At 72.8% G+C, this 17,400-nt stretch carries 10 protein-coding genes and 1 pseudogene; 6 read left to right on the forward strand and 5 right to left on the reverse strand.

Features of this window, described 5'->3' with window-relative positions; genetic code table 11:
* Window positions 1-13: 13 nt before the first annotated feature.
* Window positions 14-3,229, reverse strand: a complete 3,216-nt coding sequence (locus tag ACGFK0_RS28980) for a BTAD domain-containing putative transcriptional regulator (RefSeq protein WP_392910407.1) — start codon at window positions 3,227-3,229, stop codon at window positions 14-16.
* Between the two features lie 127 nt (window positions 3,230-3,356).
* Here ACGFK0_RS28980 and ACGFK0_RS28985 point away from each other — a divergent pair, with 127 nt between their 5' ends.
* Window positions 3,357-3,917 carry a dihydrofolate reductase family protein gene (locus ACGFK0_RS28985; RefSeq protein ID WP_392910409.1) on the forward strand — a complete coding sequence of 187 codons (561 nt, stop codon included), beginning with the start codon at window positions 3,357-3,359 and terminating at the stop codon, window positions 3,915-3,917.
* Window positions 3,918-4,030: 113 nt separating this feature from the next.
* Here the strand turns inward: ACGFK0_RS28985 and ACGFK0_RS28990 are convergent, their stop codons facing one another.
* Both ACGFK0_RS28990 and ACGFK0_RS28995 read right to left on the reverse strand, forming a co-directional pair.
* Window positions 4,031-4,951: a helix-turn-helix domain-containing protein gene (locus ACGFK0_RS28990; protein WP_392910411.1), complete on the reverse strand. Its 921-nt coding sequence runs from the start codon at window positions 4,949-4,951 to the stop codon at window positions 4,031-4,033.
* Window positions 4,948-5,304: an SAM-dependent methyltransferase gene (locus tag ACGFK0_RS28995; RefSeq protein ID WP_392910414.1), complete on the reverse strand. Its 357-nt coding sequence runs from the start codon at window positions 5,302-5,304 to the stop codon at window positions 4,948-4,950. The genes ACGFK0_RS28990 and ACGFK0_RS28995 overlap by 4 nt, the downstream gene beginning before the upstream one ends.
* Before the next feature lie 270 nt (window positions 5,305-5,574).
* On the opposite strand from ACGFK0_RS28995, the gene ACGFK0_RS29000 reads away from it, so the two are divergent.
* The 3 genes from ACGFK0_RS29000 to ACGFK0_RS29010 all read left to right on the forward strand — a co-directional run bounded on the left by ACGFK0_RS29000 (window position 5,575) and on the right by ACGFK0_RS29010 (window position 8,286).
* Window positions 5,575-5,928, forward strand: a complete 354-nt coding sequence (locus ACGFK0_RS29000) for a YciI family protein (protein ID WP_392910416.1) — start codon at window positions 5,575-5,577, stop codon at window positions 5,926-5,928.
* Window positions 5,929-6,089: 161 nt separating this feature from the next.
* Complete coding sequence (locus tag ACGFK0_RS29005; RefSeq protein ID WP_392910688.1) at window positions 6,090-7,271, forward strand: RNA polymerase sigma factor; 1,182 nt, start codon at window positions 6,090-6,092, stop codon at window positions 7,269-7,271.
* A 73-nt stretch (window positions 7,272-7,344) separates the two neighbouring features.
* Window positions 7,345-8,286 carry a threonine/serine dehydratase gene (locus tag ACGFK0_RS29010; RefSeq protein WP_392910418.1) on the forward strand — a complete coding sequence of 314 codons (942 nt, stop codon included), beginning with the start codon at window positions 7,345-7,347 and terminating at the stop codon, window positions 8,284-8,286.
* A gap of 194 nt (window positions 8,287-8,480) precedes the next feature.
* On the opposite strand, the pseudogene ACGFK0_RS29015 reads toward ACGFK0_RS29010, so the two are convergent.
* A pseudogene (locus ACGFK0_RS29015) lies at window positions 8,481-9,422 on the reverse strand (RNA polymerase sigma factor); the annotation flags it as partial.
* Window positions 9,423-9,588: 166 nt separating this feature from the next.
* On the opposite strand from ACGFK0_RS29015, the gene ACGFK0_RS29020 reads away from it, so the two are divergent.
* Window positions 9,589-10,245: a TetR/AcrR family transcriptional regulator gene (locus ACGFK0_RS29020; protein ID WP_392910421.1), complete on the forward strand. Its 657-nt coding sequence runs from the start codon at window positions 9,589-9,591 to the stop codon at window positions 10,243-10,245.
* A 9-nt stretch (window positions 10,246-10,254) separates the two neighbouring features.
* Here ACGFK0_RS29020 and ACGFK0_RS29025 read toward each other — a convergent pair whose 3' ends face one another.
* On the reverse strand, window positions 10,255-13,674 hold the full coding sequence (locus tag ACGFK0_RS29025; RefSeq protein WP_392910423.1) for a pyruvate carboxylase: 3,420 nt from the start codon (window positions 13,672-13,674) through the stop codon (window positions 10,255-10,257).
* Between the two features lie 251 nt (window positions 13,675-13,925).
* Here ACGFK0_RS29025 and ACGFK0_RS29030 point away from each other — a divergent pair, with 251 nt between their 5' ends.
* Window positions 13,926-17,393, forward strand: a complete 3,468-nt coding sequence (locus tag ACGFK0_RS29030) for an AAA family ATPase (protein WP_392910427.1) — start codon at window positions 13,926-13,928, stop codon at window positions 17,391-17,393.
* Window positions 17,394-17,400: the final 7 nt, after the last annotated feature.

Consider the following 17,400-nt stretch of genomic DNA (forward strand, 5'->3'; position numbering starts at 1 on the left):
AATCCGCGACAAATCACTTGGCGGCGGCGCGCCAGATCGAGACGCCTTCCGGCGGGGCGCCCTCCGCGCGCCGCAGAATCTCCTCCGGGTCGAGGGCGGCCCCGGCGTCGAAGGCGTCCCCCGCGTCACCGATCCGCCCGGTGGCGCGGTCGATGTCGTCCTGCTCGGCCGGGCCGGGCGGCAGCCCCGCCTCCTCGCGGATGGCGGCCGCCTTCCCGAGCGTCTCCGCCGCGTCCCGGCGGCGTCCGGCCAGGCCGAACGCGCCCGCCAGCCCCTCCAGCGAGAACGCCAGGTCGCGCGGCGCCTCCAGCCGGATCGCGACGGCCAGCGCGTCCCGCTGGTAGGCGAGGGCCTTCACCGCGTCGCCGCGCGCCTCCGCCGCATACCCGAGCCCGGTCAGGACGAGCGGCAGGTAGAGCGGCGGGAACTCCTCCGGGGAGGAGGCCGCCAGCATGCGCCGCAGCCGGTCCTCCGCGTCGTCGAGGCGTCCTTCGCGACGCGCCACCAGACCGAGGCCGAGGTCGGCGAACGCCACGGCCTGCGCGAACCCCTGCTCCACGGCCACCCGGTGCGCGCGGCCGAACAGCCGCCGGGCGGACGCGTAGTCGCGCCGCAGGTGGGCGACCCAGCCCCGCCACGCCATCCGCACCGCCACGTCCGGCCACAGGCGCAGTTCCTCGGCCATCCGCTGCCCGTCGTGCTGGAGCCGCTCGGCGCGGTCGTAGTCGGCGGTCAGCTCGGCCAGACCGCCGAGCCACTCCACCGCCTGGAGCCGGCCCCAGCGGTCGCCGACCTCGGCGAACAGGGCGGCGGCCCGCTCGGCGTCGCGTTCCAGTGCGGCCGGGTCGCCGTGGGCGTGGGCGTGCTTGGCCCGCAGGATCAGCGCGGCCGCCTCGCCCCAGCGGTCGCCGGACGCCTGGAACGAGGTCAGCGCCTCCTCCAGGGGCGCCGCGCCCGCCCCGACGTCCTCGACCTCGAACTGGGCGAACATCAGGAACCACCGCGCCCAGGCGCCCAGGTGCTCGTCCCCCGCCTCCGCCACGAGGCGGAGCGCCTCGTCCCGCAGCACGGGCCAGTCTCCGCGGGTGCCCTTGAGGACGGACATGCCGGCCCGCCACGTCAGCGTCCGCGCGCGGACGGCGGGTGGACCGTCATGGGCGAGCGCGGCGTCCAGGGAGCGCAGCGCCTCGGTCAGCCTGCCGCGCAGGAACCAGTACCAGGCGAGCGCGTTGGCCAGCCGCAACGCGTCCTCGCCGGTGGCGGCGTCGAGCGCGACACGGAGATTCGCCGACTCGGTGTCGAGCCTGCGCAGCCAGCGCGCCTGCTCGGGCCCGTACAGGTGGCGTTCCGCGCGTTCGGCCAGCTCGACGTAGTGGCGGCTGTGCCGGGTGCGCGTCTCCCGGTCCTCTCCCGCCTCGGCCAGCCGTTCGGCGGCGTAGGCGGCGACCGATTCCAGCAGCCGGTACCGGGGCCCCTCCCCCGGACGTTCCGTCATGACGACCAGCGAACGGTCGACCAGCCGGACCAGCAGGTCCAGGACCTCCGGCTCGGGGACGTCCGCCCCCGCGCACACGGCCTCGGCCGACTCCACCGCGCAGCCGTCGGCGTGCACCGACAGGCGCCGCAGGACGGCCCGCTCCGGCCCGGTCAGCAGATCCCAGCTCCAGTCGATCATCGCGGTGAGGGTCCGCTGCCGGGCCGGGGCGCCCCGGTGGCCGGACGACAGCAGCCGGAACCGGTCGTCGAGCCGGTCGACCAGGCCCTCCACGCCGAGCGTCCGGACCTTGGTCGCGGCCAGTTCCAGGGCGAGGGGAATCCCGTCCAGGCGGCGGCAGACCTCCCCGGCCGGCCCGGCCGTCTGCGCGTCCAGGCGGAAACCCCGGGACGCCGCCTGCGCCCGCGCCGCGAACAGCCGGACCGCGCTCGACCCCGCGGGATCGTCGTCGCGGCCGGGCACGTCCAGCGGGGGGACGGCCCACACCACCTCGCCGGGCAGCCCGAGCGGCTCGCGGCTCGTGGCCAGCACCCGGATCCCCGGCACCCCGCGCAGCAGCCGCTCCACCAGCTCCGCCGCCTGCTCGATCACGTGCTCGCAGTTGTCCAGCACGAGCAGCAGCCGGCGTGCGCCGAGCGCCGCCGCGAGCCGGTCGAGCGCCGTCTCCGGGGCGCCGGGCGCGTCTCGGATGTCGAGGATCCCCGTCACGACCACCGCCAGGTCGGGGACGCCGGCCCGCTCGAACCCCGCCAGCTCCGCCATCCACACGCCGTCGCCGAACCGGTCCACGAGACCGGCCGCCGTCTCCACCGCCAGCCGCGTCTTGCCGACCCCGCCGTGCCCGGTGAGGGTGACGAGCCGGTCGGTGCCGATCCTCGCGCGGATCTCCCGGACGGCGTCGTCCCGCCCGATCAGCTCCGTCGGGGGGACGGGCAGGTTCGACCGCCGCGCGGACGGCGCCGGGGACGGCGGCGCGGCGGGCACGTCAAGGTCGGGGTCCTGCCGCAGGATCGCCCGCTGGAGATCGGCGAGCCCGGACCCGGGATCGAGGCCCAGCTCGCCGGCCAGCAGCGTCCGGTGGCCCTCGTAGCTCTCCAGCGCCTCGTTCTGCCGGCCCGCCCGGTACAGCGCCCGCATGTGCGCGGCCCGCAGCCGCTCACGCAGCGGATGCGCGGCGACCGCGTCACCGAGCTCCCCCGCCAGGACCCCGTGCTCCCCCAGGTCGAGCCGCACCTCGGCGTGCTCCTCCAGCGCGGTCAGCCGCAGCTCCTCCAGCCGCGCGATCGCCGGCCGCGCGAACGGCTCGTCCGCGAAGTCGGCGAACGCCGGTCCGCGCCACAGGTCCAGCGCCCCGGCGAGCAGCACCGACCGCTCCTTCGGCTCCGCGGCCTGGCGGGCGTCGTCCACCAGCCGCCGGAAGCGCCGGGCGTCGACCCGCTCGTCGCCGGCCCCCAGCAGGTAGCCGGCCGGACGCGACTCCACCAGCGCCCGCGCGCCCGGCTCCGCGTCCTCCAGCACGCGCCGCAGCTGCGACACCTTCGCCGACAGCGCGCCCATCGGGTTCCCCGGCAGATCCTCGCCCCACAGGTCGTCGATCAGCCGGTCGGCGGGCACCGGGCGGCCCTCGTGCACCAGCAGGTCCGCCAGCAGCGCCCGGACCTTCAGCCCGGGCACCGCGACGAGCCCGCCGTCGTCGGTCCACACGGCGAGCGCCCCCAGCACCCCGAAACGCACACACCGACCCTAATGCGGGCGGGTGACGGCGCCACCCGGAAATCGACCGTAAGAATCCCGTAAACGATCTGCCGCACAGTGGTTCCAGCAAGCCGGAAAGCACAGGATCGGACCGACGGAGGAAACCATGCGCAAGATCATCAACTCGACGTACGTCTCGCTCGACGGCGTCATCGAGAACCCGCAGAACTGGACCTCGGCCTACTTCCAGGACGAGGCCGCCGCCTACGCCCGCGAGCTGCTGTTCTCCTGCGACGCCCTGCTGATGGGCCGCACGACGTTCGACGGCTTCTCGCAGGCGTGGCCCGCCATGGAGGAGGCGACCGGCGACTTCGGCGTCCGGATGAACAGCCTGCCCCACTACGTCGTCTCCGACTCCCTGCAGAAGCCGGGTTGGGGCGACACCACGGCGATCCGGCGGTCGGACGCCGTCGCCGAGATCAGGAAGCTGAAGGAGCAGGACGGCCAGGACATCCTGCAGTACGGCTTCGGCGCCGTGTCGCGGACGCTCGTGGAGAACGGGCTGCTGGACGAGCTGCGGCTGTGGATCCACCCGGTGATCGTCGGCCCCGCCGACCTGAGCGAGCTGCTCGCGCCCAAGGACTTCTCGGCGTCGTTCGAGCTGGCGGGCACCGAGACGTTCAGCACCGGCGTCATCATCGCGACCTACCGTCCCACCGCGAAATAGGCCGGCGGACGGCAGGACGCGAGCATGCCGAAGCGGGCAGGGCCCCGGCCATGGTGCCGGGGCCTCGCCCGCGCTTCGACGGCCGCCCGTGCTTCGACCGAGCCGCCCGTGCTTCAGCCGAGCGGGCCGAGCCGGTCGAGGATGCTCCGCAGGAGGGCGAGCGTGCGGGTCGGCGGCTCCGCCTGGACGCCGAGCCGGTTCAGCACGTCCCGGTAGCGGATGAGGTCGGACGGCCGGTCCGGGTACAGCGCGCCGGTGAGCTGCTCCAGGTAGACCACGTCGGGCAGTTCGGGTTCGGCGAACCGCAGCAGCGTCATCGGGCCGCCCTCGGCCGCGTGGCCGCCGGCGGCGAACGGCAGGACCTGGACGGTGACGTTCGGGCGCGCCGCCATCTCGATCAGATGGCGGATCTGCTCGCGCATCGTCTCGGCGCCGCCGACCGCGCGGCGCAGCGCCGCCTCGTCGAGGACCGCCCACAGCTTCAGCGGATCGGGACGCTCGAACACGCGGCGGCGCTGCATCCGCAGCTCGACCCGCCGCTCGATCTCGTCCCCCGGCGCTTCCGGGTACCGGGCGGTGAGCAGCGAACGGGCGTAGTCGGCGGTCTGCAGCAGCTCCGGGACGTCCTGGACCTCGTACACGCGGATGACCACGGCGCCCTGCTCCAGCCCCAGATAGGGCTCGAACCAGGACGGCACCACGTCGCCGTACTCCTGCCACCAGCCGGGGACGTTCGCGTCATCGGCCAGTTCCAGCAGCGGCTCGCGAAGCCCCGGGTCGGTCACGCCGTAGTGGGTCAGCAGGTCGGTGACGTCGCGTTCCTTGAAGCCGACGCGGCCCAGCTCCATCCGGCTGATCTTGGAGTGGGACGCGCGGATCTCGTACCCGGCGTCCTCGGTGGAGATCCCGGCCGCCTCACGGAACCGGCGCAGCTGCGCCCCGACCAGCATCCGCAGCACCGTGGGGCCCGCCGCCCGGTCCCGCTGCGCGGGGACGACCGGGGCCGGTTCGTCCGGGGGTTCGCCCGCGCTCATGCCTTGCGCCCGACGGCGCAGAACTCGTCCACGTCGTCCGGCTCGCCGAACGGGCCCGGCTCGACCCGCCACCGCGACACCGGCACGACGCCCGGCTTCAGGATCTCCAGGCCCTCGAAGTACCCGGCGATCAGTTCGGGCGTGCGCAGGTGGTAGGGGGTCTCGCTCGCCTCGTTCCACATCCCGATCGCGGTACGGAACGCCTCGCCGGTGACGACGTCCGTGCCGTCGGCGACCGCGAGGTGGCTGCCGGGAGGCAGCGCGTCGAGCAGGCGCGCGACGATCGAGCGCGCCTCGTCGTGGTCGGGGATCTGGGGCTCGGACGGCACAGCGCCGCCCGCCGAATCACCCACGGTCGCCTCCTCGGACGCGCAAGAACCTTTCCACGGGACAAAGTTACTCGTAAGTGGTCAACTTGCCCACCGAAGCGGAATGTGTGGTTTCGCGGTGATCTGCGGGGATGTGTCGAGCATGCTCCCTTGGCACGACGGTGACCTGGCACGATACGGGTTCTGGAAAATCTTCCGAAGAAGTCGGGAGGGAATGTCGATCCGGTCACCCCTTCTTCGACGCGTCAGTGAAGGGCCGGAGAGACCGGCCCGGGTGAGACAGAGGAGACAGCGATGCGGTTCCTGATGATGACGACGGACACCGGCGCGGACCAGGGCCCGCCGGACGAGGCGCTGCAGATCGAGATGGGCAAGTTCATCGAGGAGATGTCCAAGTCCGGTGTGCTGCTGGCCACCGGCGGCCTGGAGCCGGGCGGCACCCGCATCACCTCGTCCGGCGGCAAGGTCACCGTCACCGACGGCCCGTTCGCCGAGGCGAAGGAGGCCGTCGTCGGCTTCGCGCTGATCGAGGTGCGCACCCGGGAGGAGGCGATCGAGATGTCCAGGCGCTTCTGGCAGATCGTCGGGGACGGCGCGGGCGTCATCAAGCAGGTCTTCGGCCCCGAGGACCCGATGCCCGGCGCGTGAGCCGCCCGGCGGGCTGAGCTTGCGCGGCGGCCGGTGCGGGTGCTCTCATCGGCAGCGTGACTGCCTCGAACGGTTCCGACGTGCGCCGATCCGGCGTGCACGCGAGCATCGACGCGGTGTGGCGGCTGGAGGCCGCCCGCATCATCGCCGGTCTCGCCCGGATGGTGCACGACATCGGGCTCGCCGAGGAACTCGCGCAGGACGCACTGGTCGCCGCGCTCGAACAGTGGCCCGAGTCGGGCGTCCCGGACAACCCGGGCGCCTGGCTCATGGCCGTCGGCAAGCGCCGCGCCATCGACCGGATCCGCCGCCGGCAGCGGCTCGAACACAAACTGGAGGAGATCGGCCGCGACCAGGAGACGCAGGCGCCGCCGGAGATCGACGTCCCCGACGACGAGCACATCGAGGACGACGTCCTGCGCCTCGTGTTCACCGCCTGCCATCCCGTCCTGTCCACGCAGGCCAGGGTCGCGCTGACGCTGCGCATGCTCGGCGGCCTGACCACCGACGAGATCGCGCGGGCGTTCCTCACATCCGAGCCGACGGTCGCGCAGCGGATCGTCCGGGCGAAGCGGACGCTGTCGGACGCGGGCGTGCCGTTCGAGGTGCCCGAGGGCCCCGACCGCGCCGCCCGGCTGTCGTCCGTCCTGGAGGTCGTCTACCTGATCTTCAACGAGGGGTACACGGCGACCGCCGGCGACGACTGGGTGCGGACGGACCTGTGCCAGGAGGCGCTGCGCCTCGGCCGGGTCCTCGCCGGCCTCGCGCCCGGCGAACCCGAGGTGCACGGCCTGGTCGCGCTGATGGAGATCCAGGCGTCCCGCATCCGGGCCCGCACGGGCCCGTCCGGCGAACCCGTCCCGCTCCTCGACCAGGACCGCGGCCGCTGGGACCGCCTCCTCATCCACCGCGGCTTCGCCGCCCTGCTCCGCGCCAAGGAGATCGGCGAGCCGCCCGGCCCCTACGTCCTGCAGGCCGCGATCGCCGCGTGCCACGCGCAGGCGCCCGCCGCCGAGGACACCGACTGGGTGCGGATCGCGTCCCTGTACGAGATCCTCGCGGGCGTCGCCCCGTCCCCCATCGTGGAACTCAACCGCGCGGTGGCCGTCGGCATGGCGCACGGGCCGGAGCGGGGCCTCGAACTCGCCGACGCGCTGGTGGACGAGCCGTCGCTGCGCGGCTACCACCTGCTGCCGAGCGTCCGCGGCGACCTGCTCGCCCGGCTCGGGCGGCCGGACGAGGCCCGCGCGCAGTTCGAGCGCGCCGCGGAACTCACCCGCAACGAGCCCGAACGCAAGATCCTGCTGGATCGCGCCGCATCCCTGGGCGGCGTCCCCCGTTAGACCCGCCCCCTCCCGTGACAGGCACCACTCGTGGTTTGGTACTGATGGGGGCCGGAGACGGAGAGGAATCCCAGTGATCGTTCATTCGGACGTCGCCGCCGCCGCGGTGCGCGTCGAGGACCATGTCCGGCGGACGCCGCTGCTCGCGGTCGACCCCGCCCCGCTCGCGCCCGCGGCACGGATGTGGCTGAAGCTCGAACTGACCCAGCACACCGGGTCGTTCAAGGCGCGCGGCGCGTTCAACCACGTCCTGGCCGCGCGGGACTCGGGACGGCTGCCGGACATCGGGATCGTCGCCGCCTCCGGAGGCAACGCGGGTCTCGCGTTCGCGTACGCGGCGTCGCGGGCGGGCGTCCCCGCCGAGGTGTTCGTCCCCGAGACCGCGCCCGCGGTGAAGGTCGCCCGGCTCCGCGCGCTCGGCGCCGCCGTCACCCAGGTCGGCACCCGGTACGCGGAGGCGCAGGACGCCGCCACCAAGCACGCCGCCGACACCGGGGCGCTGTTCTGCCACGCCTACGACCTGCCAGACGTGTGCGCGGGCCAGGGCACGCTCGGCCTGGAGATCCTGGACCAGACCGGCGGCGAGGCCGACACCGTCCTGCTCGCGGTCGGCGGCGGGGGGCTGATGGCGGGCGTCGCCGCCGCCCTCGACGGCCGCGCCCGCGTCGTCGGCGTCGAACCCGAGCGGATCCCGACCCTCGAACGCGCCCTCCACGCGGGACGCCCGGTCGACGTGGACGTCTCCGGCGTCGCCGCCGACTCCCTCGGCGCCAGCCGGCTCGGCGAGATCGCGTACACGGTCGCGTCCCGCACCGGTGTGCTCCCCGTCCTGGTCACCGAGGAGGCGATCGTCGAGGCCCGCCGGTTCGTCTGGGACGAGTACCGCCTGGCCGTCGAGCACGGGACCGCCGCCGCCGTCGCCGCCCTCCGCTCCGGCGCCTACCGCCCGTCCCCCGGCGAACGCGTCGTGGTCGTCCTGTGCGGCGCCAACACCGACCCGTCCGACCTGATCTGACGCGCCCGCGGCGGCGCCCCGCGCCGGACCGGTGCCCGTGAGCCGCACCGCCGTCCGAAACGCCTCGTCATCGCCCTCTGCTCTCCCGCCGTCCGACTCGTCAGGAGAGAGTCTGCTCGCAGATCGTCCGCGATGTCATCCCACCGCGAGATGAGCTCCGTCTCGTTCTCGCGGCGGGACGAGCGGCCCGCGGGTCAGCCGAGCAGGTCGGCGAGGGTCTCCCGGCGGGACGGGTGACGCAGCTTGTGCATCCCCTTCGACTCGATCTGCCGGATGCGCTCGCGCGTCACCCCGTAGACCTTGCCGACCTCTTCGAGGGTCTTGGGCTCGCCGCCGGACAGGCCGAACCGCAGCGAGATCACGCCCGCCTCCCGTTCGGTGAGCGTCTCCAGCACCGCGTCGAGGCGTCCGCGCAGCATCGAGGACGCGACGACGTCGGCGGGGTCGCCGCCGTCCGGGTCCTCGATGACGTCGCCGAGTTCGCCGTCGCCCTCCTCGCCGAGGGGGGTGTGCAGGGACAGCGGCTCGCGGGCCTGCCGCCGCAGCCATTCGACCTTCTCCGCGGTGACGTCCAGTTCGACGGCCAGTTCCCGCGACGTCGGCTCGCGGCCGAACTCCTGCAGCATCCGCCGCCTGACCCGCGTCATCCGGTTGAGCACCTCGACGACGTGCACGGGGATGCGGATGGTGCGGCTCTGATCGGCCAGCGCGCGGCTGATCGCCTGCTTGATCCACCAGACGGCGTAGGTGGAGAACTTCAGGCCGCGGCGGTACTCGAACTTCTCGACGGCGCGGATGAGCCCGAGGTTGCCCTCCTGGACGAGGTCGTTGAGCGCCAGGCCGTGGCCCATGTAGCGCTTGGCGAGCGAGACGACGAGGCGGAGGTTCGCCTCCACCATGTGCGTCTTGGCTCGGATTCCGTCGGCGGCGATCCACTCCAGGTCCCTGCGGTCCTGGAGGCTGAGCTCGTCACCGAGTGTTTCGAGGCGCTCGCGGGCGAACAGGCCGGCCTCGATGCGCTTGGCCAGTTCGACCTCCTGCTCGGCGGTGAGCAGCGCGGTGCGCCCGATGCGGGAGAGGTAGTCCTTCATCGGGTCGACGAGGTTCACGGTGGCGCGGGGGGATGCGCTCTTCGCGTGGCTGGCGTTCAGGGCGGTGTCCTTTGCTCGTCCGGTTGCTCGTCCGGCCGGGAGGGAACGGGTCACGCGATCTCGGTACCCGGCAGCCTTGCGACATAAACTTAGATCCGACCTACTTTTGTGTCAACTATAAATTTAGGTCGAGCCATGAGAGGATGGCCGCATGGGACTGCGGGAGATGAAGAAGCAGCAGACGCGGGAGAACATCTCGCACCAGGCGACACGCCTCTTCCTGCGCAACGGCTTCGACCGGGTCACGATCGCCGACGTCGCCGCGGCGGCGCAGGTGGCCAAGATGACGGTCACCAACTACTTCCCGCGCAAGGAGGACCTGGCGCTCGACCTCCATGAGATCTTCGTCTCAGGGCCGGCCCGGACCGTCGCCGAACGCGCCCCCGGCGACTCGGCGCTCGCCGCGCTGCGCCGGGGTCTCCTCGACGCGGTCGACCGGCACGACCCCGTGGCCGGCTTCTCCGGCGCCGAGTTCGCCCGCATGATCACCGACAGCCCCGCGCTCGTGGCGCGGCTGCGGGAGTTCCACGAGGAGCGTGAGGCCGCCCTGGCCGCCGTCCTCGCCGAGGAGACCGGCGCCCGGCCGGGCGACGTCCTCCCCCGCGTGGTGGCCGCGCAACTGGGCGGCGTTCTCCGCGTCCTCTTCCAGGAGATCCTCCACCGGACGCTGGAAGGCGAGGACAACGACACCATCGCGGCGGCCGTGGCAGAGTCCGCCCGCCAGGCGTTCGACCTCCTGGAACCGTCCCTGGCCACCTACGCGATACGCCCGGTGACCCGATCCGGCCGCGCGGCCGCCTCCCGTTGAGCCGGTCGGTCAGGTGACCACCAGGAGGAGGTCGCCGGCCTGGACCGGGGTCGTCTGCGGGACGGCCAGGCGGGTGACCGTCCCGGCGACGGGGGCGGTGATGGCGGCCTCCATCTTCATCGCCTCGATGGTGGCGACGACGTCCCCGGCGGCGACCTCGTCGCCCTTGGACACGCGCAGCGTCACCGAGCCGTCGAACGGGGCGGCGACATGGCCGGGCTCCCCCGGGTCGGCGCGCTCGACGGGCGGCGCGTCCGACACGACGGACTTGTCGCGGACGGAGAGCGTGCGGAGCTGGCCGTTCACGGTGCAGATGACCTGCCGGACACCCGCCTCGTCGACGGCGCCGACCGCTTCCAGGCCGGCCAGGACGCGCACCCCCGGTTCGAGGTCGAACGCGACCTCGTGTCCTGTGCGGAGCCCGTAGAGGAACGGGCTCGTGGGCAGGACGGAGAGGTCGCCGTAAGCCGCACGGGTCTCGCGGTAGTCCTTGGCGGGGCCGGGGAAGAGGAGCCGGTCTAGTGTGTCGCGCACCTCGGGTCCGGCCAGGGCCTTCTCCTCCGCGCCGTTGAGTTCGGCTCGTACACCGTGCCCTTGCCGGGGGGTTTGGGGGGGCGTCCCCCCAGAATGAAGCGTCGTGTGATGGCGTCCGGCGAGGGCCTTGGTGCGGAACGGCTCGGGCCAGCCGCCGGGCGGGTCGCCCAGTTCGCCGTTCAGGAACCCGATGACGCTGTCGGGGATGTCGTAGCGCTCCGGGTTCTCGGCGAAGTCGCCGGGGTCGGCGCCGGCGGCGACCAGGTGCAGGGCCAGGTCGCCGACGACCTTGCTGGACGGGGTGACCTTCACCAGGCGCCCGAGGATCACGTCGGCCGCCGCGTACAGGCGCTCGATCTCCTCGAACCGGTCGCCGAGCCCGAGCGCCACGGCCTGCTGCCGCAGGTTGGACAGCTGCCCGCCCGGGATCTCGTGCCGGTAGACGCGCCCGGTCGGCGATGGGAGGCCCATCTCGAACGGGGCATAGAGCTTCCGGACGGCCTCCCAGTACGGCTCCATGACGGTCAGCGAGTCCAGGTCGATGCCGGTGGCGTGATCGGTGAAATCGGTCGCGGCGACGATCGCCTGAAGGGGCGGCTGGCTGGTGGTCCCCGAGAGCGGCGCGGCGGCTCCGTCGACGGCGTCGACACCGGCTTCGATGGCGGCGACGTAGGTGCCGATCTGGCCGCCGGCCGTGTCGTGGGTGTGCAGGTGGACGGGGAGGTCGAAACGCTCGCGGAGAGCGGTGACCAGGGTGCGGGCGGCAGGGGCTCGGAGCAGACCGGCCATGTCCTTGATGCACAGGATGTGGACACCCGCGTCGACCAGCTCCTCTGCGAGGCGCAGGTAGTAGTCGAGGGTGTAGAGCCGCTCGTCCGGGGACGAGAGGTCGCCGGTGTAGCAGAGGGTTCCCTCGACGAGCGCGTGCGTCTGGAGCGCCGCGTCGATGGCGGGACGCATGCGCTCCACGTCGTTGAGCGCGTCGAACACCCGGAAGACGTCCACACCCGTACTGGCGGCCTCGCGCACGAACGCGCGGGCGACCGAATCGGGGTACGGCGTGTATCCGACGGTGTTGCGCCCGCGCAGAAGCATCTGGATGCACAGGTTCGGGGCGGCCTCGCGTATCGCGGCCAGCCTGTCCCAGGGGGATTCGCCCAGGAAGCGGAGCGCGACGTCGTACGTCGCCCCGCCCCACGCCTCCACGGAGAGGAGCTGGGGGGTCATGCGCGCGAGATACGGCGCGGCGGCGAGCAGGTCGTAGGTACGTACTCGCGTGGCGAGGAGGGACTGATGCGCGTCCCGGAACGTGGTGTCGGTGACGGCCAGAGCGCTCTGGTTCCGGAGCTGCTCGGCGAACGCGCGCGCGCCGAGAGTCAGTAGCCGGTCACGGGATCCCTGCGGGAACGGGCCGTCCATGGCCAGCGGCGGCAGCTTCGTCGCCGGGTCGAGGTCGGTGGGCGCCTCGCCGTGCGGCTTGTTGACGGTCACGTCCGCCAGGTACCGGACGAGCCGTGTCGCGCGGTCACCGCTCGACCGGGCCGTGAGCAGCTCGGGGTGCTCGCCGATGTAGGCCGTCGTGACGCCGCCCGCGCGGAAGTCCGGCTCGTCCAGCAGCGCCTGGAGGAACGGGATGTTGGACGCGACGCCCCGGATGCGGAACTCGGCGACGGCCCGGCGCGCCCGCCGCGTCGCCTCCTCGAACGTCCGGCCGCGGCAGGTCAGCTTGACCAGCAGCGAGTCGAAGTGGGGGCTGACGATCGCGCCCCCGTAGGCCGTCCCGGTGTCGAGGCGCACGCCGGCGCCGCCCGGAGACCGGTAGGCCGAGATCTTGCCGGTGTCGGGCCGGAAGTCGTTCGCGGGGTCCTCGGTCGTGATGCGGCACTGGACGGCGAAGCCGCTGACCGTCACCTCGTCCTGCGCGATGCCGAGTCCGGGGAGCGTCTCGCCGCCCGCGATGCGCAGCTGGCTCTGCACCAGGTCGATGCCGGTGACCTCCTCGGTCACGGTGTGCTCGACCTGGATGCGCGGGTTCATCTCGATGAAGACGTGCTCGCCCCGGTCGTTGACGAGGAACTCCACGGTGCCCGCGTTCTCGTATCCGACCTCGCGGGCGAACTTCACCGCGTCCTCGCAGAGCCGCCGCGCGACGTCCGGGTCCAGCTCCGGGGCGGGCGCGATCTCCACGACCTTCTGGTGGCGGCGCTGCACCGAGCAGTCACGTTCGCGCAGGTGGACGACGTGCCCGGCGCCGTCGGCGAGGACCTGCACCTCGATGTGGCGGGGCCGGTCCACCGCCCGCTCCAGGAACACCGCCGGGTCGCCGAACGCGCTCTGCGCCTCGCGGCGCGCCGCGTCCACGGCGGCCTCCAGGTCCTCGCGGTCGTCGACGCGGCGCAGCCCGCGCCCGCCGCCTCCGGCCGCGGCCTTCACGAACAGGGGGAACCCGATCTCATCGGCCGCCACCAGCTCCGCGCCCACCTCGGGCGTCGCCGAGCCGAGCACCGGCAGGCCCGCGCGCCGCGCCGCCGCGACCGCCTCGATCTTGTTGCCCGCCAGGTTCAGCACGGCCGACGGCGGGCCGACGAACTTGATCCCGTTGCGCTCGCACGCCTCCGCCAGTTCCGGGCTCTCCGACAGGAACCCGTAGCCGGGGTAGACGGCGTCGGCCCCGACCCGCAGCGCGGTCTCCACGATCCCGTCCACGTCCAGGTAGGCCCGGACGGGGTGGCCGCGCTCGCCGATCTCGTACGCCTCGTCCGCCTTCTGGCGGTGCAGGGAGAACCGGTCCTCGTGCGCGTAGACGGCCACGCTGGCGATGCCGAGCTCGTAGGCGGCGCGCAGCGCCCGCACGGCGATCTCGCCGCGGTTGGCGACGAGCAGCTTTGTGATCAACGTTCTCTCCCGGGAGGACGGCTCGGGCACGGCCGCCCGGATACCTACCCAGTTGAGCGGCTGGGGCAGCCTCCCGCGCCACCTCAAAGGTGTGAACAAAGTTACAGGACGCGCCTTGTGGGAAAAATGGGCCGTTATTCTCCATGGCCCCGCGTTGGTCGGTCCCCGTCGTTAGGCTGTTCGACCGCGTTGGTGTGCTTTACCGGCGTTGGTGTGCCTTACCGGGTTTGGTGTGCTCCCAGGGGGAAACTGTGCGGCTGCCGGAACATCTGGAACTTCTCGTGTCCGACGACACGGTCATCGATCTGTACGCGTCCGGGCCATGGCGCGTCCCGGACGGACTGTACGACGAGATCCGGAACCGTATCGACACCCTCGTCAAGGATCCGCGCTGCGTCCCGCTGACCACCGGCCAGCACGGCATGATGACAAGCCCCGCCCCGCTGGTCGCCGCCGAGATGATCAGTCTCCTCGCCTACCTGCCGGGCGCCGCGGCCCTCTACTCCGGTCCATTCAACGACCTGTACCAGGAGTTCTTCGGGCGCTACCTGAGCAAGCCGAAGAAGACCGCGAAGCGCAAGCCGGGCACCTGGAGCGCCCTGTCGGGCGAGTTCCGGGCATTCGAATGGCTGGAGGACTGCGGTGACCAGGAGCTGGCGCTCACCCTGGGCCGCGAGTCGCTCGGCGTCTTCGAGGGCCTGGAGCCGTTCGAACGCCGTCGCCGGGCCCTGCTGAAGCTGTACGAGAACCCCCCGGCCGGAAACTGGCTCGGCCTCTCGTTGAAGCGGCGGCGGGACCTGTGGGCGGCGCAGGCCGACGACGACATCATCGCCGCCCTGCCCGAACTCGCCGGGCCCATCAGCCACCTGGAATGGGTGTGCTCGGGCCTGCTTCCCGTCCACGAGCACCTGCGCGAGATCGCGCCGCACGACGAGACCGCCGACGAACTGCTCATCCACCTGCTGCTCCAGGCCGGCCTGGAGCAGGTGCCCGCCGAACTGTCCGTCGTCCTCACCGAGGACCGGTACGGGGAACTGCTCGCACGGTTCGGCGACAAGAGCGGCTCGTTCGACGTGGACGCGTGGTCGCTGACCGAGTGGGCCTGGCTCGCACGCGGCCTCGGCGCCGGAGCCATCGACGCCTGCCGCGGCTGGCTCGACATGGCGATGCGCTTCACCGCCAGCGTCAAGGGGCTCCCGGACGTGCCGTCCAGCCCCGAGCGCGTGTGGATCCCGATCGCCAGGTTCCAGGAGGACGTCCAGCGGCTGTTCGCGCCGCGCCGCCGGATCGCCAACCCGCTCGCCGCGAGCCTCGGCAAGGCCGAGTCCCGCCCGCGCGGCGCCCGCGCCGCCGCGAAGGTGGAGACCGACCTGGTCGGCCAGCCGGACGTCGCCGCCGCGCTGGAGGAGATCGCCACCGGGCCGGGCCCGGTCCGGCTGATGATCGTCGGCCCGGACGGCACCGGCAAGCGCGACGCGGCCCAGGAGATCGTCCGGCTCGTCCAGCGGCACGGCCTCGCCGACCCGCCGCTGTGGCTGGCGGGCGACTTCTTCGCCGGCAAGGACGTCTCGGGCGCCACCATGCACATCTACAACGACGCACGCGACAGCGCGGGCGTGCGGCTCATGGTCATCGACGGCCTCGACGACATGTCCAAGGACGAACGGAGCGGCGAGGCCATCATCGAGCAGTTGCACCGGGCCCTGGACGTCCACGACGACCTGCACATCGTCGCCTTGTGCGAGCCCGGTGGCGACGACCGGATCCGCGAGGTCAACCCCGCGCTCGCATTGCGGTTCCAGGTCGTCCGCACGCATCCGTTCACCGCCGAAGGCCACGCGGAGCTGTTCAACCGGGCCGTCCAGCAGCGCGGGGCGCGCGCGCACAAGCGCGCCCTGACGGCCGCAGGGCAACTGCTCGCCGGCACTCGGCCCGTCCGGAACCTGCGGAACGCCCGCCTCGCACAGCGCCTCGCCGACATCGTCGTGGAATCCGTCCGCGAACGGACGGAGCCCGGTGAGGAACTCGTCGTCAAGCGTCCCGACGTGCCCGACTCGTTCGACTCCCCCGGCGCCGACCCCATGGCGGAACTCGCCGCCCTGACCGGCCTCGGCAGCGTCAAACAGGAGATCGAGCTGCTCATCGCCGGCGCGAAGGCCACGAAGATGCGCCGCGACGCCGGGGTGCCCGTCCCCGCCGCACCCGCCAGGCACACGGTGTTCACCGGAAACCCCGGTACCGGCAAGACGGTCGTCGCACGGCTGTTCGCCCGTGTCCTCAAGGACCTCGGCGTGCTGACGTCCGGGCACCTCGTCGAAGCGACCCGTTCGACCCTCATCGGCACCTACATCGGCGAGACCGCCGTGAAGACGCGCAACGTCGCGCGGCGCGCCGTCGGCGGCGTCCTGTTCATCGACGAGGCGTACTCGCTGATCCAGGAGGGCGTGGAGGAGGACTACGGGCCCGAGGCCATCGCCGAGCTCCTGAAGTTCATGGAGAACCACCGCGACGACCTCGTCGTCATCGTCGCCGGCTACGAGCGCGAGATGCGGCGGTTCATCGCGTCCGACCCCGGTCTCGCGTCCCGCTTCCCCAGCACGGTCCGCTTCCCCGACTTCACCGACGCCGAGCTCATCGAGATCTTCGACGCGCAGGTGGCGTCCGCCGGCCTGGAACTGGAATCCGGGGCCCGCGACAGGGTGGCCGACCTCCTGCGCCGCGCCCCGCGCGGCCGCTCTTTCGGCAACGCCCGCGCCATGCGCAACCTGTGCGAACGCGCCACCGCCCTGCAGGCCCGCCGCGTGACCGCCCTGCGCAAGCCCACCCCGGACGACCTGACCGCCCTGCTCGCCGAGGACATCCCGGACACCCTCTCCGGCGCCACCCGCGCCCGGCCCGTCACCGACCCGCTCGCCGAACTCGACGCCCTCATCGGGCTCGCGGACGTCAAGAAGGAGGTGCACCGCCTCGCCGCCGAGGCCCGCGCCGCCGACCTCCGCCGCGCCGCCGGCCACACGGCCGGCGTGCCGACCCGGCACATGGTGTTCACCGGCAACCCGGGCACCGCCAAGACGACGGTCGCCCGCCTCGTCGCCTCCGTCTACGCCGACCTCGGGCTGCTGTCGTCCGGGCACCTCGTCGAGGTCTCCCGCGCCGACCTCATCGGCTCCTACATCGGCCAGACCGCCCCGCGCGTGCGGGCCGCCGTCGAGCAGGCCCTCGGCGGCGTCCTGTTCATCGACGAGGCGTACTCGCTGGCCGGCGACTCCTACACCCAGGAGGCCGTCTCCACGCTCGTCCAGCTCATGGAGGAGTACCGCGGCGACCTGGTCGTCATCGCCGCGGGCTACGAGCGGGAGATGGAGGCCTTCCTCGCCGGCAACTCCGGGCTCCAATCGCGCTTCCCGAAGCGCCTCGCCTTCCCCGACTACTCCGACGACGAACTCGTCGAGATCTTCGCGCATCTCGCCGCCGCCGAGGGGCTCCAGCTGTCCCCGGACGTCCCGGCGCGCGTGCGCCGCCTGCTCGGCGACGTTCCCCGCGGGCACTCGTTCGGCAACGGGCGGCTCATGCGCAACCTCCTCGACGGCGCCGTCGCCGTCCAGGCCGAACGCCTCACGGCCTCGTCGGACGCGTCCGAACTGTCCACCCTGTCCGCCGCCGACCTCCAGCCGGTCAAGCCGGACTCGTCCGGCGACGGACCGGGCCTGTACCTCTGAGTTCCGG

This window comes from Spirillospora sp. NPDC048823 (assembly GCF_043198445.1).
Classification (GTDB): domain Bacteria; phylum Actinomycetota; class Actinomycetes; order Streptosporangiales; family Streptosporangiaceae; genus Spirillospora.